The 19,153-nt window shown below is 74.9% G+C and carries 17 protein-coding genes, 1 pseudogene and 1 riboswitch; of the genes and pseudogenes, 4 read left to right on the forward strand and 14 right to left on the reverse strand.

The features are described 5' to 3' along the window. Window positions 1-4: 4 nt before the first annotated feature. Window positions 5-1,273 (reverse strand): diaminobutyrate--2-oxoglutarate transaminase, encoded by a 1,269-nt coding sequence (gene ectB / locus ACLJT4_RS35765; RefSeq protein WP_411128923.1) that lies wholly within the window; start codon window positions 1,271-1,273, stop codon window positions 5-7. A gap of 67 nt (window positions 1,274-1,340) precedes the next feature. Further along, window positions 1,341-1,907 carry a diaminobutyrate acetyltransferase gene (ectA, locus tag ACLJT4_RS35770; RefSeq protein ID WP_411128925.1) on the reverse strand — a complete coding sequence of 189 codons (567 nt, stop codon included), beginning with the start codon at window positions 1,905-1,907 and terminating at the stop codon, window positions 1,341-1,343. 541 nt (window positions 1,908-2,448) lie between these two features. On the opposite strand from ectA, the gene ACLJT4_RS35775 reads away from it, so the two are divergent. Beyond that, entirely contained in the window at window positions 2,449-3,540 is a 1,092-nt protein-coding gene (locus ACLJT4_RS35775) for an amidohydrolase family protein (protein WP_411129032.1), read from the forward strand. A 25-nt stretch (window positions 3,541-3,565) separates the two neighbouring features. On the opposite strand, the gene ACLJT4_RS35780 is transcribed toward ACLJT4_RS35775, so the two are convergent. Further along, on the reverse strand, window positions 3,566-3,967 hold the full coding sequence (locus ACLJT4_RS35780) for an ArsR/SmtB family transcription factor (protein WP_411128927.1): 402 nt from the start codon (window positions 3,965-3,967) through the stop codon (window positions 3,566-3,568). Between the two features lie 146 nt (window positions 3,968-4,113). Between ACLJT4_RS35780 and ACLJT4_RS35785 the strand changes: the two genes are divergently transcribed. The 3 genes from ACLJT4_RS35785 to ACLJT4_RS35795 all read left to right on the forward strand — a co-directional run bounded on the left by ACLJT4_RS35785 (window position 4,114) and on the right by ACLJT4_RS35795 (window position 6,521). Next, window positions 4,114-4,527: a hypothetical protein gene (locus ACLJT4_RS35785; RefSeq protein ID WP_233658265.1), complete on the forward strand. Its 414-nt coding sequence runs from the start codon at window positions 4,114-4,116 to the stop codon at window positions 4,525-4,527. An 11-nt stretch (window positions 4,528-4,538) separates the two neighbouring features. Further along, window positions 4,539-5,285 carry an SDR family NAD(P)-dependent oxidoreductase gene (locus ACLJT4_RS35790; RefSeq protein WP_411128929.1) on the forward strand — a complete coding sequence of 249 codons (747 nt, stop codon included), beginning with the start codon at window positions 4,539-4,541 and terminating at the stop codon, window positions 5,283-5,285. A gap of 264 nt (window positions 5,286-5,549) precedes the next feature. After that, on the forward strand, window positions 5,550-6,521 hold the full coding sequence (locus ACLJT4_RS35795; protein WP_411128931.1) for an SCO1860 family LAETG-anchored protein: 972 nt from the start codon (window positions 5,550-5,552) through the stop codon (window positions 6,519-6,521). 182 nt (window positions 6,522-6,703) lie between these two features. On the opposite strand, the gene cobC is transcribed toward ACLJT4_RS35795, so the two are convergent. From cobC to ACLJT4_RS35850, 11 genes and pseudogenes are all read right to left on the reverse strand, one after another. Beyond that, complete coding sequence (gene cobC / locus ACLJT4_RS35800; protein WP_411128933.1) at window positions 6,704-7,792, reverse strand: Rv2231c family pyridoxal phosphate-dependent protein CobC; 1,089 nt, start codon at window positions 7,790-7,792, stop codon at window positions 6,704-6,706. Further along, window positions 7,789-8,709, reverse strand: coding sequence for a sirohydrochlorin chelatase (locus ACLJT4_RS35805; protein ID WP_411129034.1), 921 nt, complete (start codon window positions 8,707-8,709; stop codon window positions 7,789-7,791). The genes cobC and ACLJT4_RS35805 overlap by 4 nt, the downstream gene beginning before the upstream one ends. Window positions 8,710-8,925: 216 nt before the next feature. Further along, window positions 8,926-9,336 (reverse strand): annotated as a pseudogene (locus tag ACLJT4_RS35810) (cobalamin biosynthesis protein); the annotation flags it as partial. Window positions 9,337-9,424: 88 nt separating this feature from the next. Next, window positions 9,425-10,819: a cobyrinate a,c-diamide synthase gene (locus ACLJT4_RS35815; protein WP_411128935.1), complete on the reverse strand. Its 1,395-nt coding sequence runs from the start codon at window positions 10,817-10,819 to the stop codon at window positions 9,425-9,427. Between the two features lie 7 nt (window positions 10,820-10,826). Further along, complete coding sequence (gene cobO, locus ACLJT4_RS35820; protein ID WP_016576448.1) at window positions 10,827-11,426, reverse strand: cob(I)yrinic acid a,c-diamide adenosyltransferase; 600 nt, start codon at window positions 11,424-11,426, stop codon at window positions 10,827-10,829. Beyond that, window positions 11,426-13,585 (reverse strand): putative cobaltochelatase, encoded by a 2,160-nt coding sequence (locus ACLJT4_RS35825; RefSeq protein WP_411128936.1) that lies wholly within the window; start codon window positions 13,583-13,585, stop codon window positions 11,426-11,428. Before ACLJT4_RS35825 ends, cobO begins: the two co-directional genes overlap by 1 nt. A gap of 55 nt (window positions 13,586-13,640) precedes the next feature. Then, window positions 13,641-15,182: a cobyric acid synthase gene (locus ACLJT4_RS35830; protein WP_411128937.1), complete on the reverse strand. Its 1,542-nt coding sequence runs from the start codon at window positions 15,180-15,182 to the stop codon at window positions 13,641-13,643. Continuing rightward, window positions 15,179-16,168, reverse strand: coding sequence for a cobalamin biosynthesis protein (locus tag ACLJT4_RS35835; protein WP_411128939.1), 990 nt, complete (start codon window positions 16,166-16,168; stop codon window positions 15,179-15,181). The genes ACLJT4_RS35830 and ACLJT4_RS35835 overlap by 4 nt, the downstream gene beginning before the upstream one ends. Window positions 16,169-16,297: 129 nt before the next feature. Continuing rightward, window positions 16,298-16,435, reverse strand: a riboswitch (cobalamin riboswitch). 209 nt (window positions 16,436-16,644) lie between these two features. Then, the gene (locus tag ACLJT4_RS35840) at window positions 16,645-16,881 is read right to left on the reverse strand and encodes a hypothetical protein (protein ID WP_411128941.1); all 237 of its coding nucleotides are present in this window, start codon (window positions 16,879-16,881) and stop codon (window positions 16,645-16,647) included. Window positions 16,882-16,911: 30 nt separating this feature from the next. Next, complete coding sequence (locus ACLJT4_RS35845) at window positions 16,912-18,210, reverse strand: anion permease (protein WP_411128943.1); 1,299 nt, start codon at window positions 18,208-18,210, stop codon at window positions 16,912-16,914. 139 nt (window positions 18,211-18,349) lie between these two features. Next, window positions 18,350-19,090 carry a lysozyme gene (locus tag ACLJT4_RS35850; protein WP_411128945.1) on the reverse strand — a complete coding sequence of 247 codons (741 nt, stop codon included), beginning with the start codon at window positions 19,088-19,090 and terminating at the stop codon, window positions 18,350-18,352. Window positions 19,091-19,153: the final 63 nt, after the last annotated feature.

Raw genomic sequence — 19,153 nt, forward strand, 5'->3', positions numbered from 1 at the left:
GCGGTCAGGCGCAGTCGCGCACCGCGCGGGCGAGGATCCGCAGGCCCTCGTCCAGCTCCTCGGGGGTGGTCGTCAGTGCGGGCAGCAGTTTGACGACCTCGCTCTGCGGGCCGGAGGTCTCGATGAGGAGCCCCAGCTCGAAGGCGCGCTTGGCGATCTTGTTGGCGAGCTCCTTGTCGGTGCACTCCAGGCCCCAGACCAGACCGCGGCCGCGGTACTCGGCGAAGGCGCCCGGGTGCTCGGCGACGATGGCCTTCAGGTGCCCCTCGACGATCTCGCCGCGGCCCAGCGTCTGCTTCTCCATCTGGCCGTCGGCCCAGTACGTGTCCAGGGCGGCGGCCGCGGTGACGAAGGCCGGGTTGTTGCCGCGGAAGGTGCCGTTGTGCTCGCCGGGCTCCCAGATGTCCAGCTCCGGCTTGAACAGGGTCAGGGCCAGCGGGAGCCCGTAGCCGCTGATGGACTTGGAGACGGTGACGATGTCCGGCACGATGCCCGCCTCCTCGAACGAGAAGAAGGCGCCGGTGCGGCCGCAGCCCATCTGGATGTCGTCGACGATCAGCAGCATGTCCTGGCGTTCGCAGAGGGCGGCCAGGGCGCGCAGCCAATCGGCGCGGGCGACGTTGATGCCGCCCTCGCCCTGCACGGTCTCCACGATCACCGCGGCGGGCTTGTTCAGGCCCGAGCCCTGGTCCTCCAGCAGCCGCTCGAACCACAGGAAGTCCGGCGTCTGGCCGTCCAGGTAGTTGTCGAACGGCATCGGGGTGCCGTGCACCAGCGGGATGCCGGCGCCGGCCCGCTTCATGGAGTTGCCGGTGACCGCGAGCGCACCCAGCGACATGCCGTGGAAGGCGTTGGTGAAGGAGACGATCGACTCCCGCCCCTTGACCTTGCGGGCCAGTTTGAGTGCGGCCTCGACCGAGTTGGCGCCCGTCGGGCCCGGGAACATGACCTTGTACTGCAGGTCGCGCGGCCGCAGGATGATGTTCTGGAACGACTCCAGGAAGGCCCGTTTGGCCGTGGTGGACATGTCCAGCCCGTGGGTGATGCCGTCCCGCTCGATGTAGTCGATCAGGGCGCGTTTGAGGACCGGGTTGTTGTGCCCGTAGTTGAGCGAGCCGGCGCCGGCGAAGAAGTCCAGGTAGGTGTGGCCGTCCTCGTCGGTCAGGCGGCTGCCCTGCGCGCGGTCGAAGACGGTGGGCCAGCCACGGCAGTAGCTGCGCACCTCCGACTCGACGGTTTCGAAGACGCTCAGATCGGGCTGGGTGATGGTCACAGCATGCTCCTGGGAGATGAGTGCGGGAGGGAGAAGTCTGGGGGCGGCGCCGTGCGCGCGGCCCGGGTCAGCGGTTGCTGCCGGGCGGCGTCTCGAACGGGCCTATGAGGTGCAGGACTTCCGGCTCGTGGCCCTGTTCGGGGAAGAGCGCGGCGTCGAACAGCACCTCGCGCTTGACCGGCACTGAGTGCCGTGCGGCGAAGGAGGCGAACAGTCGGTTGGAGGCGTCGTTGTCGGGCGTGATGGTGGTCTCCACGCTGTGGACGCCCAGTTCGTCGATGGCGCGGGCGGTCAGCCCGTCCAGGAGTGCGGCGGCCAGGCCCCGTCCGCGGTGCGCCGCGTCGACGGCGATCTGCCAGACGACGAGGGTGTCCGGGCGGTCGGGACGCAGGTAGCCGGTGACGAACGCGGCTGGCTCGCCGGTCGCATCGCGGGCGACGGCGGAGGTGGCGGCGAAGTCGCGGCACCACAGGAGGTAGCTGTAGGAGGAGTTGAGGTCCAGCGCCTTCGAGTCGCGGGCGATGCGCCAGATTGCTGCCCCGTCCTCCACCCGGGGGGTGTCGAGCTTGAAGCCCTCCGGGATTTCCTTGATATCGCTTCGGGCACCGGCATGGTCTGCTTGTGCGGCGGTCATGCAATTGAATTTACCCAGCCGAAAACCAAATTGCATCGCGGGACTGGGTTACGTAGGAGGCGTCTGTGTGTTATCACGCGGGGGTGCGCGAGCGCGCGATCCGGTGGCAAGTTGTCACGATTCGTCACGGAAGTTCGGGACGAAACGGACACGTTGTGTAGTCGGTCACAGCTCGGTAACGCTCCCGTGAAGTGCCTGAATAATGAGACTCGACGCTAGCGAAATCTTGGCGTTTGAGGTTCGAGAAACCGGGCATACGAATACGGGAAGCTGGCTTCTGGGAAATTGGGAATTCGTCGCCGGAAGGTATCGCGGACGATTCACCAAAACGGACACGAGAAGTCACCGGAGTTCCACCCCGAAGAGACCCCGAAGAGATGCGGGAAGCGTCGCGGCGTGTTACGCGAAGCGGCGGGGCGCGCATACCGCGGATACCGGGGCGTGATTGTTGCGAAAACGCCCGCCGGGCGGGCCGCGGCGGGCGCCCGGCGCACCGTGGTCGCCCGCCGCGGCCCCCGCATACAGTGCCTGCATGACGTCCATGAGTGAAGGTGCGGCGCTGCACCTCAAGGGGAGGGTGCTCGTCGGGTCGGACGAGGTCCGCGACGAGCTGTGGGTCATCGACGGCCGGGTGACGTTCGAGCGACCTTCGGTGGCACGGGATGTCACGACGGTGTCGGGGTGGGTGCTCCCCGGGCTGGTCGACGCCCACTGCCACGTCGGACTCGACGCGCACGGACCGGTGGACGCGGCCACCAGTGAGAAGCAGGCGCTCACCGACCGTGACGCCGGCACCCTCCTGATCCGGGACGCCGGTTCGCCCTCGGACACCCGCTGGATCGACGACCGCCCCGACCTGCCGCGGATCATCCGCGCCGGCCGGCACATCGCCCGCACCCGGCGCTACATCCGCAACTACGCGCACGAGATCGAGCCGGCGGACCTGGTCGCCTACGTGGCCCAGGAGGCCCGGCGCGGCGACGGCTGGGTCAAGCTCGTCGGCGACTGGATCGACCGTTCGGTGGGCGATCTGGCCGCCTGCTGGCCGCCCGGCGAAGTGGCCGCGGCCATCGCCGAGGCGCACCGGCTCGGCGCCCGGGTCACCGCGCACTGCTTCGCCGAGGAGTCCCTCGCCCCGCTGGTCGAGGCCGGGATCGACTGCATCGAGCACGCCACCGGCCTGACCGAGGACACCATCCCGCTCTTCGCCGAGCGGCAGGTCGCCATCGTCCCCACCCTGGTCAACATCGCGACCTTCCCGCAGCTCGCCGACGGTGGCGAGGCGAAGTTCCCGCGCTGGTCCGCGCACATGCGCCGGCTGCACGAGCGGCGCTACGACACGGTGCGGGCCGCCTACGACGCGGGGGTGCCGATCTTCGCCGGCACCGACGCCGGCGGCTCGCTGCCGCACGGCCTGGTCGCCGACGAGGTGGCCGAGCTGATGAAGGCCGGGCTGCCCGTCGAGGCCGCCCTCTCGGCGACGACCTGGGGCGCCCGCACCTGGCTGGGCCGCCCCGGCCTGACCGAAGGCGCCCCGGCCGACCTGGTCGTCTTCGAGACCGATCCGCGGGCCGACGTCCGGGTGCTGGCGGCGCCCCGCCTGGTGGTGCTGCGCGGCCGGATCGTCGGCTGAGTCGCCGCGGGCCGCGCCGGGCGGCTCACGCGCCGGACGCCGCGGGCTCCGCCGGGGTGTCCCGCTCCGCCGCGTCGGCCCGCAGCAGCGCGTCCACCAGGCCGGGGAAGCGGGTTTCGAGGTCGGTGCGGCGCAGCGAGATGTACCGCTCGCGGCCGGCGCGGCGGGTGTGCGTCCAGCCCGCCGTCCGCAGGATCCGGAAGTGGTAGCTGCCGGTGGCCCGGGTCACCGGCAGTTCGATGTCCCCGCAGCCCGCCTCGCCCTGGGTGGCGAGCCGGCGCACGATCCGTCGCCGCAGCGGGTCGCTGAACGCCTGGAGCAGGTCCCCGAGCTGGATGCGCGCGGTCTCGGGCTGGTCGGGGTCGGCCGGCGCGGAGGTGGCGCTGGGGTCCGTGCCGGGGGCGCCGCCCGGGTCCGTACGAGGCATTGTTCGAGAACTCTCTAAACGAGTGATACGGTCGGTGATCGTCAATGTGTTGACGATCCTCTAATTATTCACCGACGGCGACGGCGCCCGACACCATCCACGGCCGGGCCCGCCCGTCGGCACCGACGCTCCCGCGAGGCTCCGCGATGACCACCGCCGACCCGGCACCCCCCTCCGCCCCCGCAGCCGCCCCCACCGGGGACCCGTCCTCCGCGGGCCCGCTGCGCACGCTGTTCTGCATCGGCGTGACCCAGGACTTCTTCGCCGCCGACGACGACCGGCGCGCCGCCGTGGCCGCCGCGATCCCGCCGGCCTTCGACCGGCTCGGCGCGCGCTTCGGCGTCACCGTGCTCGGCACCCTGGACGACGACCAGCTGATGGTCGGCGCCACCACCGCCTGGCCGTGGACCTCCTACGTCCTCGCCGACGTCCCCGACCTGGACACCGTCGCAGCGGTGTGCGGCATCGTCCGCGACACCCCGGTCGGCGACGGGCGGCTCTGGCGCTACCTGCGCATCGAGGCCCGCGTCGGCCGCCCGCTCTTCTTCGCCACGGCCTGAGGGGGACCACCGTGCTCGACACCGGACTCGACGGCCGGACCGTCCTGATCACCGGCAGCGCCCAGGGGCTCGGCGCCGCCCTGGTCCGCGCCTGCCATGCCGAGGGCGCCCACGTGGCCGCGCTGGACGTCGACGAGGAGGCCAACCGCGCCCTCGCCGAGCGGCTCGACCCCGCCGGGGAACGGATCCGGCCGGTCCGCGTCGACCTGCGTGACGTGGACGCCCTCACCGCCGCCTACGACGACGTCCGGGCCTGGCGCCCGGTCGACGTGCTGATCAACAACGCCGCCCGGCCGCTCGCCCGGACGCTGTGGGAGATCACCCCCGAGGAGTGGGACGAGGTCTTCGCGGTCAACCTCCGCGCGGTCTTCCTGCTGACCCGCGCGGTCGGTGCCGACATGCGCGAGCGCGGCTTCGGGCGGATCGTCAACATGGCCTCCGTCGCCGGCCAGACGCCCCGCCCCACCGGCGCCGCGTACGGCACCAGCAAGGCCGGGCTGATCGCCCTCACCCGGGTCTTCGCGGCCGAACTCGCTCCGTACGGCGTCACGGTGAACGCGGTCGCCCCGGCCATGATCGACACCCCGATGGTCCGCTCGATCGCCCCGGAGGCGCTCGCCGAACTCACCGCCCAGGTGCCGATGGGACGGATCGCCACCCCCGAGGAGGTCGCCCGGGTCGCCGTCTTCCTCGCCTCCCAGGAGACGTTCGTCACCGGCGCCACCTACGACGTCAACGGCGGCGCCCTGATGCGCTGATCGCGCTCACCGTGCGGCGTGCCGTCGGCCGTACCGGACCGTTCTGGCCTGGTGCGGCTGTGGCGTGGGGTGCTCGCCGAGACGGACGAGCCGGAAGCAATCGAATAAAGGCACGGAAACCACCCTTTGGGGTGAACTGACCTCGCGTGGCTGCCCGTTCACCCTCAGTGCGTACACGATGTGCGGGTCGAGGCCGTCGGTCCGCGTGATGTCCCCCATTGGCGCGGTCGGCGGCTCCATCTCTCCTGTGGGGGTTCCACACACGTGTCCACCAGTTCCGCCGGCGCCACCGGCACCAGAGGCCGGCTCGGTGCCGCCCTCGCCGCCGCCGTCCTGACCGCCGGTCCCGTCGTCGTCCTCGCCGCCGCACCCGCCGCGCACGCCAACGGCAACGACGGCCGCGGCCACGGCACTTCGGGGGCGGTGGTGCTGCGCACCGCCCTCGACGTCGGCCTGCTCGACAAGACCCTGAACGTCCCCGTCCGGGCCGTCCTCAACGAGGTCCACGCCCCGGCCTCGGCCGACAAGACCGCGCTCACCGTCCGCCTGGACGGCATCGACGGCGGGCGGCCGGTCAGCCTGCTGCGCGCCGACGTCGCCACCGCCCGCGCCACCGCCGACGGGCGGACCACCGAGGGCTACGCCAACCTCGTGGGCGCCACGGTCCAACTGCCCGGCCTCGTGTCGGTGCCGCTGGCCCGGGTCCACCAGGTCACCGCTCGCGCGCTCTGCCAGGCCGGGCAACGGCCGCGGGCCGAGGCCCAGGTGCTCGGCGACGTCGAGGTGCTGGGCAAGCGGGTCGGGCTCCGCGCCGGCGGGACCACCAAGGTCAAGGTCCCGGGGGTCGGCGACGTCCGGCTCGACCTCTCGCAGAAGAGCACCACCTCGGCGGGCGCCGCCGCCACCGCCCTCCGCCTGCGGGTCTCCGTCAACCCGCTGAAGCTCAACGTGGCGGAGGTGCACGGCGAGGTCACCCTGGCCCAGGCCAGCTGCACCACCCCGCCCGGCACCCCGCCCGCCGGCCACCCCGGCACCGGCAGCCACCCCGGCACCGGCACGCAGGTGAACTCCGGCAGCGGCGGCGTCCACCCGGCCACCGAGCAGCACCTCGCGGAGACCGGCGGCAGCTCCGCCACCCCGTACCTCGCCGGTGGTGCGGCCCTGTTGGTCGCCGGCGGCGCCGGGGCCCTGATTCACGCCCGCCGCCGCAACGCCGCGTCGCACGCCCGCGGCTGACGAAACCTCCCCTTGCCCGAACGGCAGGGGAGCGTGCCCGCCACCCGGCGCCGTGGGGACGCCGCAGGCGGGTGCGGACGGTGCGTCGCGCGGGCCCGCGCGACGCACCCGCCCTCCCCGCCGGGCCGGTGCACCGGCCCGGCGGGGCAGCGTCGCGGTACGGCGCGGCGCCAGGCCCTCCGCTACCGCGGCGCGTCGCCGAGCACGTCCGCCAGGGCGGCCGCGAACCGGTCGGTGGTCGCCCGGTCCCGGACGGCGAACCGCAGCCACTGCGGGCCCAGGCCCGGGAAGGTGTCGCCGCGGCGCACCGCGAAGCCGCGGGCGCGCAGCCCGGCCCGGACCGCCGCCGCCCCGGGCAACCGGACCAGCACGAACGGCCCCGCCGCCGGACCGGCCACCGTCACCTCGGGGAACGCGCCCAGCCGGGCCAGCAGATGGGCCCGGTCCGCGGCGATCTCCTCGGCCGCCGCGGCCGCCTCCGCCAGCGCCGCCGGCGCACAGCACGCCTCGGCGGCGGCCAACGCCGGCGAGGAGACCGGCCACAGCGGCTGGGCCCGCTCCAGCTCCGCCACCGTCCCCTCGTCCGCCAGCACGTAGCCGATCCGCAGCCCCGCCAGCCCCCAGGTCTTGGTCAGGCTGCGCAGCACCACCAGCCCCGGCAGTACACCGACCCGCCCGGCCAGCGACTCCCGCTCCCCGGGCACCGCGTCCATGAACGCCTCGTCCACCACCACGGTCCGGCCCGGCCGGGCCAACGACGCCACCGCGTCCGCCGGGTGCAGCACCGAGGTCGGGTTGGTGGGATTGCCCACCACCACCAGGTCCGCGTCGTCCGGCACCGCCGCCGGATCCAGCCGGAAGCCGTCCCGCTCCGCCAGCAGCACCCGCCCGACCGCGTACCCGGCGTCCCGCAGCGCCGCCTCCGGCTCGGTGAACTGCGGATGCACCACCACCGGCCGCCGCGCCCGGACCGCCCGCGCCAGCAGCACGAACGCCTCCGCGGCACCGGCCGTCAACAGCACCCGACGCTCCGGGAGACCGTGCCGGACGGCGACCGCCCGACGGGCCGCCCGGCCGTCCGGATACGCCGCCAGCCCGTCCAGCGACGCGGCGATCTCGGCCTTCAGCCAGGCCGGGGGAGTGCCCGCCCGGACGTTGACCGCCAGATCCGTCAGATCGGCGCCGCGCACCTCCGCATCGCCGTGGTGCCGCAGGTCGACCTCTTCCGTGCCGGGGCCGGTGCGGGGCGCGGACAGTGCCGGCCCGGTCATGCCGGGCCCCCGGCGGACGCGGCGCTCAGGGCGGTTCCGGGCAGCGCGTCGCCGGCCGGTCGGGCGTCCTCCGCGGCCCGGCCGGCGAACGCCGCCCCGTCCGCCACCGCCGCCCGGTAGCGGGCCACGACCACCTCGGCCAACTCCGCCGCCGCCCCGATCGGTTCGGCACCCAGCACCTCGGCGCCCGGGTGCGCCGCCGCCCAGCCCTCGGTCTGCATCCGCAGCCGCTCCAGCAGGTCACCGGCGAAGAAGAAGTACGGCAGCACCACGATCCGGTGCCCCTGCACCTGCCCCTGCCTCTGCCGCTGTCCCTGCTGCGGCGCCGCCGCGGCCAGCACCCGGCACCGGTCCAGTCCGGCCGGCACGTCCGGCGCCGCCAGCGTCACGAACGCGGTCTCCACGCCCGCGAAGCCCCGTCCCTCCCACAACAGCCGGGCGGCCCGGACCACTTCGGCGTTGGCGTGCGGATCGGCCGCGCCCCGCCCCACCAGCAGCACCGTGGTGCGGTCCCGGTCCTCGGGCCGCCGCGCACCGCCGCCCAGCGCCTCGTCGAGCCGTCGCTCCAGGGCCGCCAGCAGCCGCGGGTCCGGGCCCAGTTCGGGCTCGCAGACCGCGCGGACGCCGGGGTGCGCCGCGACCGCCCGCGCCACCGCCTCCGGCAGCGTCTCCCGTATGGGCCCGGTGGGCGCCATCAGCAGCGGCACCACGACCAGCCGGGTCGCGCCCTGTGCGACCAACGCGTCGACCGCGCCGGACAGCGGCAGCGGGGACGCCGGGGCGCCGAAGAAGCCACCGGCGACCGGCACCTCGGGATGCCGCTCGCCGAGCACCCGCACCAGCGTGCGCAGGGCGTCGGCCGCCCCTTCGTGACGGGTGCCGTGACCGGCGATGAGCAGTGCGGGACGGATGGTCACAACGTCTCCTTGGTGCCGGGAAGTTCCTGTTCGCGGTGGCCGCCGCGGACCTCCGCCGCCCGCCGGTCCGGTGCAGCCGGGTGCGTGCACCGACGGGACGGGGGAGGGGACGACGATAGCGGCAGCGCCTGGGGACCCCTCGGCCGCGCCCGCCGTACCACGGGTAATGGCCCAAGTGTCCCAAGTGTCCTGGGTGGTGGGGGCAGCCAGGGCACAGGTCGCCGTGCCCGGCCGCCCGGCCGGCGCCGACACCCGCTTGCCGAGCACCAGACGGGCACCCGGCCCCGCGGCCACCAGCGCGGCCGCCTCCGCGACGCTCGGGGTACCCACCGCGTCCCGGGCCGCCGCCGACGGCGCCGGCACCCGCACCACCGCCAACTCGGCAGCCGGGAACGCCCGCAGGGGAACCCCCAGCCGCCGCGCGGCGTCCCGCACCCCGGGCTCGGCCGCCTTGGCGTCGACGGTGGCCAGCGCCACCAGCGCGGCCGGCGCCCGGCCGGCCGCCGCCAGCGCGGCACCGACCAGCGCCACCACGTCCTCCGCGCGCACTCCTCGACGGGCCCCCACACCGGCGACCACGCCCCCGTCCGGCCGCTGCGGCGCGCCGGCCGGGCGTGCGCCGTTCACGGGGCGACGGCTCCCCGTCCGGACGGCACCGGGCCGCGATCCGGGGAGACCGCCACGGCGCGCACACCGGCGGCGCCGAGCCCGACGGTCACCGTGCGCCGCCCGCGGCCGGCACCGCGCCGCGCGCCGCCCCCGCCACCAGCCGCCCGGCCAGCGCCGGTTCCGCCGCCCAGTGCACGTGCAGGTACGAGGCGTGCACCCCGCCCGCGACGAAGCCCTCCACCGCGCGCCGGGGATGCGTGACCCCCCACGCCGGGGACGCCCCCGCGCCCGGCTCCAGCACCGTCCGGTGGAACTCGTGACCCCGCACCCGGGTCCCGGCCACGGCCAGCGCGTTGTCGCTCAGCGCCACCGCCTCCCGGTAGCCGAGCGTGAGCCGCTCCGTCATCCGGCCGTCGGCCGGCAACACCCCGCACATCGGCTTCCCGTCGAGCGACCGGGCGAGGTAGAGCAGCCCGGCGCACTCCGCGGAGACCGGCGCCCCGGACGCGGCCAGCTCCGCCACCGCCGCCCGCAGCGGCGCGTTCGCCGACAGTTCCGGCGCGTACACCTCCGGGAAGCCGCCGCCGATGACCAGCCCCCGGGTGCCGTCCGGCAGCCGCTCGTCCCGCAGCGGATCGAACGGCACCACCTCGGCGCCGGCCGCGGTCAGCAGCTCGACGTGTTCGGCGTACGAGAAGGTGAACGCCGGCCCGCCGGCCACCGCCACCACCGGACGCCCGGCCCCCGCGGCGGGCGCCGGCACCGCCGCGCCCGGATCCCACGGCCGGTCCGGCAGCTCCGGCACGTTGCGCGCCAACGCCAACAGCGCCTGGAGGTCGCAGCCCTCGCGCACCCGCGCGGCCAGCGCCCGCACCGACTCCAGGGCCTCCGCCCGGCGTTCGGCGACCGGCACCAGCCCCAGGTGCCGGGACGGCGTCCGGGCCTGCTCGGTACGGTGCAGCGCCCCGAGCACCGGCACCCCCGAGGAGTCCATGGCGTCCCGCAGGAGTTCCTCGTGCCGCGGCGAACCGACCTTGTTGAGGATCACCCCGGCCAGCCGCACCTCCGGGTCCCACGACGCGAAGCCGTGCACCAGCGCCGCCACCGACCGGGACTGCGACGAGGCGTCCACCACCAGCACCACCGGCGCCCGCAGCACCTTCGCCACCTGTGCGGTCGACGCCAGCTCGCCCCTTCCGGACGCACCGTCGAACAGCCCCATCACGCCCTCGACCAACGCCAGGTCCGCGCCCGCCGCCCCGTGCAGGAACAGCGGGGCGATCTGCTCCGGACCGCACAGGAAGGCGTCCAGATTGCGACCGGGGCGGCCGGTGGCCAACGCGTGGTAGCCGGGATCGATGTAGTCGGGCCCCACCTTGTGCGGCGACACCGCGAGACCGGCCTCGGCGAAGGCCGCCATCAGACCCGTCGCCACCGTCGTCTTGCCGGCGCCCGAGGACGGCGCGGCGATCACCAGCCGGGGAACGGCGCCGCCGCTCATGACCTGCTCACCATTCGATGCCCCGCTGGCCCTTCTGCCCCGCGTCCATCGGGTGCTTGACCTTCGTCATGTCCGTCACCAGGTCCGCGAAGTCCCGCAGCGCTTCCGGCGCGTCCCGCCCGGTGATGACGACGTGCTGCGTGCCGGGACGGTCCCGCAGCACCGCCACCACCTCCTCGACGTCCACCCACCCCCACTTGAGCGGGTAGGCGAACTCGTCCAGCACCAGCAGCTTGTAGGTCTCCGCGGCCAGGTCCCGCTTGACCTGCTCCCAGCCCTCCCGGGCCGCCTCCTCGTTGCTGAACTGGGAGTCGCGCTGCACCCAGGACCAGCCCTCGCCCATCTTGTGCCAGGCGACGGTGCCGCCCTCCCCGGTGGCGCCCAGCACCTTCAGCGCCCGCTCCTCGCCGACCTTCCACTTCGCCGACTTCACGAACTGGAACACCCCGACCGGCCAGCCCTGGTTCCAGGCGCGCAGCGCCAGTCCGAAGGCGGCGGTCGACTTGCCCTTGCCCTGGCCCGTGTGGACCAGGACCAGCGGGCGGTTGCGGCGCTGGCGGGTGGTGAGCCCGTCTTCCGGTACGACGGACGGCTGTCCCTGCGGCATTACGCGGCCTTCCTGTTGTGACGATCCCGATCCCCGCCCCGGCCGGCACCCTTGCCGGCCGCGGGCCTGCCCTGCACGGTCCTGACGAGCGCGGAGACGCTGTCCGCGCGCAGCTCGTCGAGGGTGACGGCGGGGCCGCCCAACTCCCGGGCCAGCTCCCCGGCCAGCCCCAGGCGCACCGGGCCCGCCTCGCAGTCCACCACCACCGACGCGGTGCCCCCGGCGGCCAGCAACCCCGCCGCCCGGTGCGCCCGGGCCAGCGGCTCCGGCCCGCCGGTGGCCCGGCCGTCGGTGACCACCACCACGAGCGGCCGCCGGGACGGGTCCCGTAGCCGCTCCACCCGCAGCACCTCGTGGGCCCGCAGCAGCCCCTCCGACAGCGGCGTCCGGCCGCCGGTCGGCAGCTGCGCCAGCCGCGCCGCGCCGGCCTCGACCGACGACGTCGGCGGCAGCGCCACCTCGGCGCCGGAACCCCGGAAGGTGACCATCCCGATCTTGTCCCGCCGCTGGTACGCGTCGAGCAGCAGCGACAGCACGGCCCCCTTGACGGCCCCCATCCGCTTCCGCGCCGCCATCGACCCGGACGCGTCCACCACGAACAGCACGAGGTTGCCCTCGCGCCCCTCGCGCACCGCCTCCCGCAGGTCGTCCCGGCGCACCACCAGGCCCGGGCCGCGCCGCCCGCGCGCCCACTGGTGCGGCGCCGCGGCCTGCACGGTCGCCGCCAGGTGCAGCTTGCCCAGGGCCCCGCGGGGCCGGCGCGCCCCGGTCGTCCGGCCGTGCGCGGTCCGCGCCCGGGACCGCCGGCCGTCCGCGCCCTCGCCCAGCCCCGGCACGTCCAGCCGCCGGGTCCGGAACGGCTCGGTGGCGCCCACCGCGGCCTGCTCCGGTGCCGGCCCGGACGCCGCGGGCTCGCCGGCCGGCTCCGGCCCGGACTCCTCGGACCGCGCCGGGCGCTCCGGCTCCTGCTGGCGCGGGAGCTCCGGGCCGGGCGCGTCGCCGGGCTGCTCCCGGGGCCCGCCGTCCTGCGGCGGCAACCCGCCGGGCCCGCCGCCGGGACCTCCGTCCGGTCCGTCCGGGCCGTCGTCCGGACCCTCCGGCTCCGGATCGTCCTCGCCCTCCGGGTCCTGCCCGCCGGACTCCTCCAGCACCTGGTCGAGCTTGTCCTCGTCGAGCCCGGGCGCGTCGAACGGGGCCCGCCGGCGCCGGTGCGGCAGCGCGAGCAGCGCCGCCTGACGGACATCCTCCGGGAGCACCTCGGTCCGCCCGTCCCAGGCCGCCAGCGCGGTCGCCGTGCGGGCCATCACGATGTCCGCCCGCATCCCGTCCACCTCGAACGCCGCGCAGGTCGCCGCGATCTGCCGCAGTGGCCCGTCGCCGAGCCGCACCCGCGGCAGCAACTCCCGGGCCAGTGCGATCCGTTCCCGCAGCTGACGCTCCTCGTCCGCCCAGCGCGCGGCGAAGCCGGCGGGGTCGTCGTCGTAGGCCAGCCGGCGCCGCACCACCTCGACCCGCTGCTCCGGTTCCCGGGACGCCGCGACCTCCACGGTCAGCCCGAACCGGTCCAGCAACTGCGGCCGCAGCTCGCCCTCTTCGGGGTTCATCGTCCCGACGAGCAGGAACCGCGCGGCGTGCCGCACGGAGACGCCCTCCCGCTCCACATAGGAGGCGCCCATGGCGGCGGCGTCCAGCAACAAGTCGACCAGGTGGTCGTGGAGGAGATTGACCTCGTCCACGTAGAGGACGCCCCGGTGCGCATCGGCCAGCAGGCCCGGCTCGAACGCCTTCACGCCCTCGGACAGGGCCCGTTCGATGTCCAGCGCGCCGACCAGCCGGTCCTCGGACGCGCCCACCGGCAGCTCGACCATCCGCGTCGGCCGCTGCTCGGCGTCGGCCGCGCCGTGCGGACCGTCCGGGCAGGCGGGGTCGGGCGCGGCCGGCGCGCACGCGAACCGGCAGCCGGCGACCACGTCCACGACCGGCATCAGCTCCGCCAGTCCGCGCACCATCGTCGACTTCGCGGTGCCCTTCTCACCCCGGACGAGCACCCCGCCGATCGCCGGCGAGATCGCGTTCAGCAGGAGTCCCAGGCGCATGTCGGCCATGCCGACGACCGCCGTGAACGGGTACTGCCGGGTCGTGTTCTCCGTCGTTGTCATGCCCTGTCGTCCTCCACGTCGCCGGCCGGCTCCTGTCGTGTCCCCTGCATCGTGCTCACGGCGCCCCCGGAGGGATGAACGGCACCCCCTCCGGCACCCCCTCCTCGATCAGCCGCAGCAACGCCTTGGTGTCCGCGTGCTCCTCGATCAGATCGCCCAACCGGTCCAACTGCTCCTCGCGCAGCGCCCCGAAGCAGGTGTCCGGCGCCGGTACGAACCGGCGCCCGGCCGCCCGGGCCACCCGGCGCAGGAACGCCCGCCGGAAGCCGTCGCTCTCCAGGGAGCCGTGCCAGTGCGTGCCCCACACGGACCCCACCCGGCACCCGTCCAAGAACTCCTCGTCGCCCCCGGCCACTTCGGCCACCCCGTGGTGGATCTCGTACCCCTCCACCGGCTCGCCCAGCGCCCGACCGACGGGCCGGGCGAGGGTCTTCTCCACCGCGAAGCGGACCCGGACCGGCAGCAGTCCCAGCCCGTCGACCGCCCCTGCGCGCGACTCGACCTCGTCCTCGATGTGTTCGCCGAGCATCTGGTAGCCGCCGCAGATGCCCAGCACCGGGCGGCCCTCGGCGGCCCTGCGGGCCACCGCGTCGGCCAGCCCACGCTCGCGCAGCCAGGCCAGCGCGCGGACCGTGCCGCGGGTCCCGGGCAGCACCACCAGGTCCGCGTCGACGAGTTCCTCCGGCCGGTCCACGAACCGCACCACCACGCCGGGTTCGGCGGCCAGCGCGTCCACGTCGGTGAAGTTGGACATCAGCGGCACCGCGCACACCGCGACCCGCAGCACGTCCTCGCCGGCCGGCGGCGCCACCACCGACTCGCGGACCGTGCCGCGCAGCGACACCCTCAGTCCGTCCTCCTCGTCGATGCCGAGCCCGTGCGCGTACGGCAGGACGCCGTAGGTCTGCCGTCCGGTGATCCGGCGCAGCATCTCAAGGCCCGGCTCCAGGAGCGTCACGTCGCCGCGGAACTTGTTGACGAGGTAGCCGGCGACCAGCGACTGGTCCTGCGCGGAAAGCAGCGCGGTGGTCCCGAAGAACGAGGCGAAGACGCCGCCGCGGTCGATGTCGCCGACCACCACGACGGGGATCCGTGCCGCCCGGGCGAGGCCCATGTTGACGATGTCGGTCCGCCGCAGGTTGATCTCGGCCGGGCTGCCGGCGCCCTCGCAGACGACCGCGTCGTGGGTGCGCCGCAGCTCCGCCAGGCAGTCGGTCACGGTGCCGAGCAACTGCTCCTGCCGGCCGGCGTGGTAGCCCCGGGCGCTCAGCTCGCCCACCGGCTTCCCCAGCAGCACCACCTGGCTGCTGCGGTCGCTGCCCGGCTTGAGCAGCACCGGGTTCATCAGCGCGGTCGGCTCGACCCGGGCCGCGGCCGCCTGCATCGCCTGCGCCCGGCCGATCTCCGCGCCCTCGCGGGTCACGAACGAGTTCAGCGACATGTTCTGCGCCTTGAACGGCGCCACCGAGACACCCTGTCGCGCCAACCAGCGGCAGATGCCGGCGGTCACCACGCTCTTGCCGGCGTCGGACGTCGTCCCGGCCACCAACAGCCCGCCGCCCACGGCCCCGTCGGCCGTCTTCCTCCGCCCGTTCACCGGGTCACCCTCCCGCTCACGTCCGCCGTCACGCCCTTCCCGCCGCGTCGTACCGCGCCGACCGCCAGCCGGCCCGCCACCGTGACACCCAGCGCCAACAGGCCGACCCGCCGGGACAGTCGGGCCGCCCGCTCGATGTCGGGCACCGCGGGGGGCCGGCCACCACCGTTGAGCACCGGCCGGTGCTCCACCCGTCCGCCGTACGCGAGGGTGCCGCCCAGCCGGACGCCCAACGCGCCGGCGAACGACGCCTCCACGGGGCCGGCGTTGGGGCTCGGGTGCGCGCCGCCGTCGGCCCGCCAGGCCCGCAGCGCACCGCGCCGGTCGGGGCCCGCCACCACGGTCAGCGCGGCCGTCAGCCGGGAGCCGGGCCAGCCGGCGACGTCGTCGAGGCGGGCCGCCGCCCAGCCGAACCGCCGGTAGCGCGGCGACTTGTGCCCCACCATCGCGTCCAGGGTGTTCACCGCCCGGAACGCCACCAGCCCGGGCACGCCCGCGACCGCACCCCACACCAGGGCGCCGACCACCGCGTCGGAGGTGTTCTCGGCGACCGACTCCACCACCGCGCGGGCCATCTGCGGCCCGTCCAGCGCCTGCGGATCGCGCCCGCACAGGTGCGGCAACCGCTCCCGTGCCACGTCGAGGTCCCCGACGGCCAGCGCGCCGCCCACGGCACGCGCCTCCCGGCCGAGCGAGGTACCGCCCAGCACCGCCCACGCGGCCGCCGCGGTCAGCGCGGTCCGGGCGCCCGGACGCTCCCGCAGGGCGCGCTGGAGCAGCGCGGCGCCGACGGCCGCGCCGCCCGCGCACAACAGGGTGTGGGCCGCTCCGTGGCCGCGGTGGTCGCGCCACAGCCGGCGTTCGAGGGCGCCGGCCGCCCGGCCGAAGGCGGCCACCGGATGACCGCGCCGCGGGTCCGCGACGATCAGGTCACCGAGGAAGCCGAGGGCCGCGCCGCACGCGTACCCCGCGTGTTCGCCGCGCATCGGATCAGGCCGCCGTCCGGCCTCGAAGGGGCCCTGGGACAGCGGGCAGTGGAGCTCTCGACGGGCAGCCGGGCATGGCGGTATGTCCTCACTCAGGGTCCGCGCCCTGGCTCGACGTGACGGCGACCAGAGTCTCCTGGCTCCCGGATCGGCGCCGCCCCCGGCCTTCCCGCCCGTACGGCGTGCGTACGGGCCGTGGCCCTCGTCGGAGGAGCGCTCCCCGGTGACAGTGGCGGGACCGCGCCGGATTCGCACCGGACTTCCTCTGCTGTCGCCGATTGGCCCCGGAAGTCCACCACGCCCGCCCAGGTCCGTCAACTCACCCTTGACCTGCGACGCAGCGCCGACGGCCGCCCTGTGGCCAAGGCCACGCGCGGGGCCGGCGGGGTGCCGCACGCGGACGGGGCGCCCGGGGCCGCGGCTGTTGCCGCGTCCACCGGACGCCCCGTCCGTTGCCGGCAGTGCCGGCGCCGCCGTCAGGCGGCGACGATCAGGTAGATCCCGTAGGCCACCGCGGCCGCGCAGAGCCCGTAGGCGGCCAGTGCCCCGGCGCGCGCCCCCGTGCCGGGGGCGGTCGTGGCCGTCGCGTCGCCGTCCGCGGCGGGCTTGCGGGAGGTGCCCACGATCCCGACGGTGAACAGGCCCACGAGCCCCACCGTCACCACGAGGCTGACGCCGAAGACCTGGCCGAGAGCTGCCCAGTCGATGTGCATTGCGTAGTCCTTAGGTCGGGGTAAGCGGCGTCAGGACGAGGCCGTCGCCGGCTGGGCGGGGGCCTTCGCCGACTGGTGAGCAGGGGCGGGGCGGGGAGCGGCGTCCGTTGCGGCGTGCGCTTCCGTGGGTGCTGTGGGTGCTTCGGCGTGCGCCGGGACGGGGCCGGCCGGCGGCGGCGCGACCGTCTGCAGCGCCGCGGTGACGACGCCCGCCGGCTCCACCGCCAGTCCCTCGTTGACGTTGGTGTGGTCCACCGGCTTGCGCCGGGAGGCCGCCCAGATGCCGCCGCAGATCGCCAGGGCCAGGACGGCGACCGTGGCCACGCCCCAGGAGCCCTGGTCGGCGAGGTAGGCGGCGCCGGCGGAGACCAGTCCGGCGGCCGGCAGGGTCAGGCCCCAGGCCACGACCATCCGCCCGGCCGTGGACCAGCGCACCACGCCGCCCTTGCGGCCCAGCCCGGAGCCCATCACGGACCCGGAGCAGACCTGGGTGGTGGAGAGCGCGAAGCCGAGGTGGGAGGAGGCCAGGATGGTGGCCGCGGCGCCGGTCTGGGCGGCGAAGCCCTGCGGCGGCTGGATGTCGGTGATGCCCTTGCCCATGGTGCGGATGATCCGCCAGCCGCCCAGGTAGGTGCCGAGCGCGATGGCCAGGCCGGCGGAGACGATCACCCACATCGGCGGGTCGGCGTGCGGGGCGACGACCCCGCCGGTGATCAGCGCGAGGGTGATCACGCCCATCGTCTTCTGCGCGTCGTTGGTGCCGTGGGCCAGCGAGACCAGGGCGGCCGAGGCGATCTGCCCGGCGCGGTAGCCCTTGGCGGTGTCGGCCTCGTCGCGGCCGCGGGCCAGTCGGTAGGTGAGCCGGGTCGCGGCCATCGCGGCGAGCCCCGCCACGAACGGCGCGGCGACCGCGGGGATCAGGACCTTCATGACGACGGCCTCGCCGTGCACGCCGCCGGTGCCCACGGACACCAGCGTCGCGCCGATCAGTCCGCCGAAGAGGGCGTGGGACGAACTGGACGGCAGGCCCGCCAGCCACGTGAGGAGGTTCCAGACGATGGCGCCCACCAGACCCGCGAAGATCACTTCAGGTCTGATGCCGGCGCTCTCGTCGATGATGCCGCCGGAGATGGTCTTCGCCACCTCCACGGAGAGGAAAGCCCCGACGAGGTTGAGCCCCGCCGACATCGCCACCGCGGTCTTGGGTCGCAAGGCCCCGGTGGAGATGGTGGTGGCCATTGCGTTGGCCGTGTCGTGGAAGCCGTTCGTAAAGTCGAACACCAAGGCCGTGACGATCACGATCCCGATGAGAAGCGTGATGTGTTCCATTCACCCAGGCAATCCGTGTGGAAGGTCAGTGTCCTCGGGACCGTACGGACGATGGGTGAACGGAAAGTGAACTCGGCCGGGCGCCGCGGTGACACCCCCGCAGTGTTCACGCGGAGGCGCCCCTGCCGTCACTTCCGTCTCATCCGTCGGCAAATCTCCTGAGCTGGGCCAGGGTCCCGTTCCAGCGGTCCTGATCGCCCGGCAGCGGCCCCCGTGGGGCGTACTGCCGGATGGTCAGGTGTGACCAGCCGGCGGGCAACTGGGCCACGCCGGAGTAGTCCGCCAGCCACAGCGGGTGGGTCGCGCCGAAGGCCCGGCTGCCGCCCGTGCAGCGGTCCCACCAGCGGGCGGTGGTGTAGATCACGGGCCGCCGGCCGGTGCTGCGCCGCACCTCGTCGCTGAACGCCCGTATCCAGTGGACCATCGCCGTCCGCCCCAGCCCGAAACAGGACTGCCGGGCGTCGTACGGGTTGTGCTCGATGTCGAGGGCGGGCGGCAGCGTCCAGCCGTCCGCCTTCCAGTGGCCGCCGTGCTGGAGGAAGTACTTCGCCTGCCGGGCGCCGGAGGAGGCGCTGGGCACGGCGAAGTGGTAAGCGCCGTGCAGCAGCCCGGCCGCCCGGGAGCCGCTGTACTGCGACGAGAAGTGCGGGTTGCGGTAGCTGTCCGACTCGGTGGCCTTGACGTAGACGAACCGCGCGCCCTTCGCGCGGGCCGCCCGCCAGTCGATCTGCTTCTGGTACGAGGAGACGTCGTGTCCGAGCGGGCGGCCGTCCGCTGCGGCCGGCGAGGGGTGTTCGGCGAGTGCGGTGCCCCCGGCCAGCGAGGCCACCGCTATCGCGGTCGCCAGCCTGGTCCGGGGGGCGGAACGGTCACAAGTCATGGGTCCCCCTGGGTGATGACATGTGAAGGGGTGTAGTTCACTCGACGTTAATGGATGAGCGAC

It is taken from the genome of Streptomyces sp. x-19, assembly GCF_046549115.1.
Classification (GTDB): domain Bacteria; phylum Actinomycetota; class Actinomycetes; order Streptomycetales; family Streptomycetaceae; genus Streptomyces; species Streptomyces albulus_C.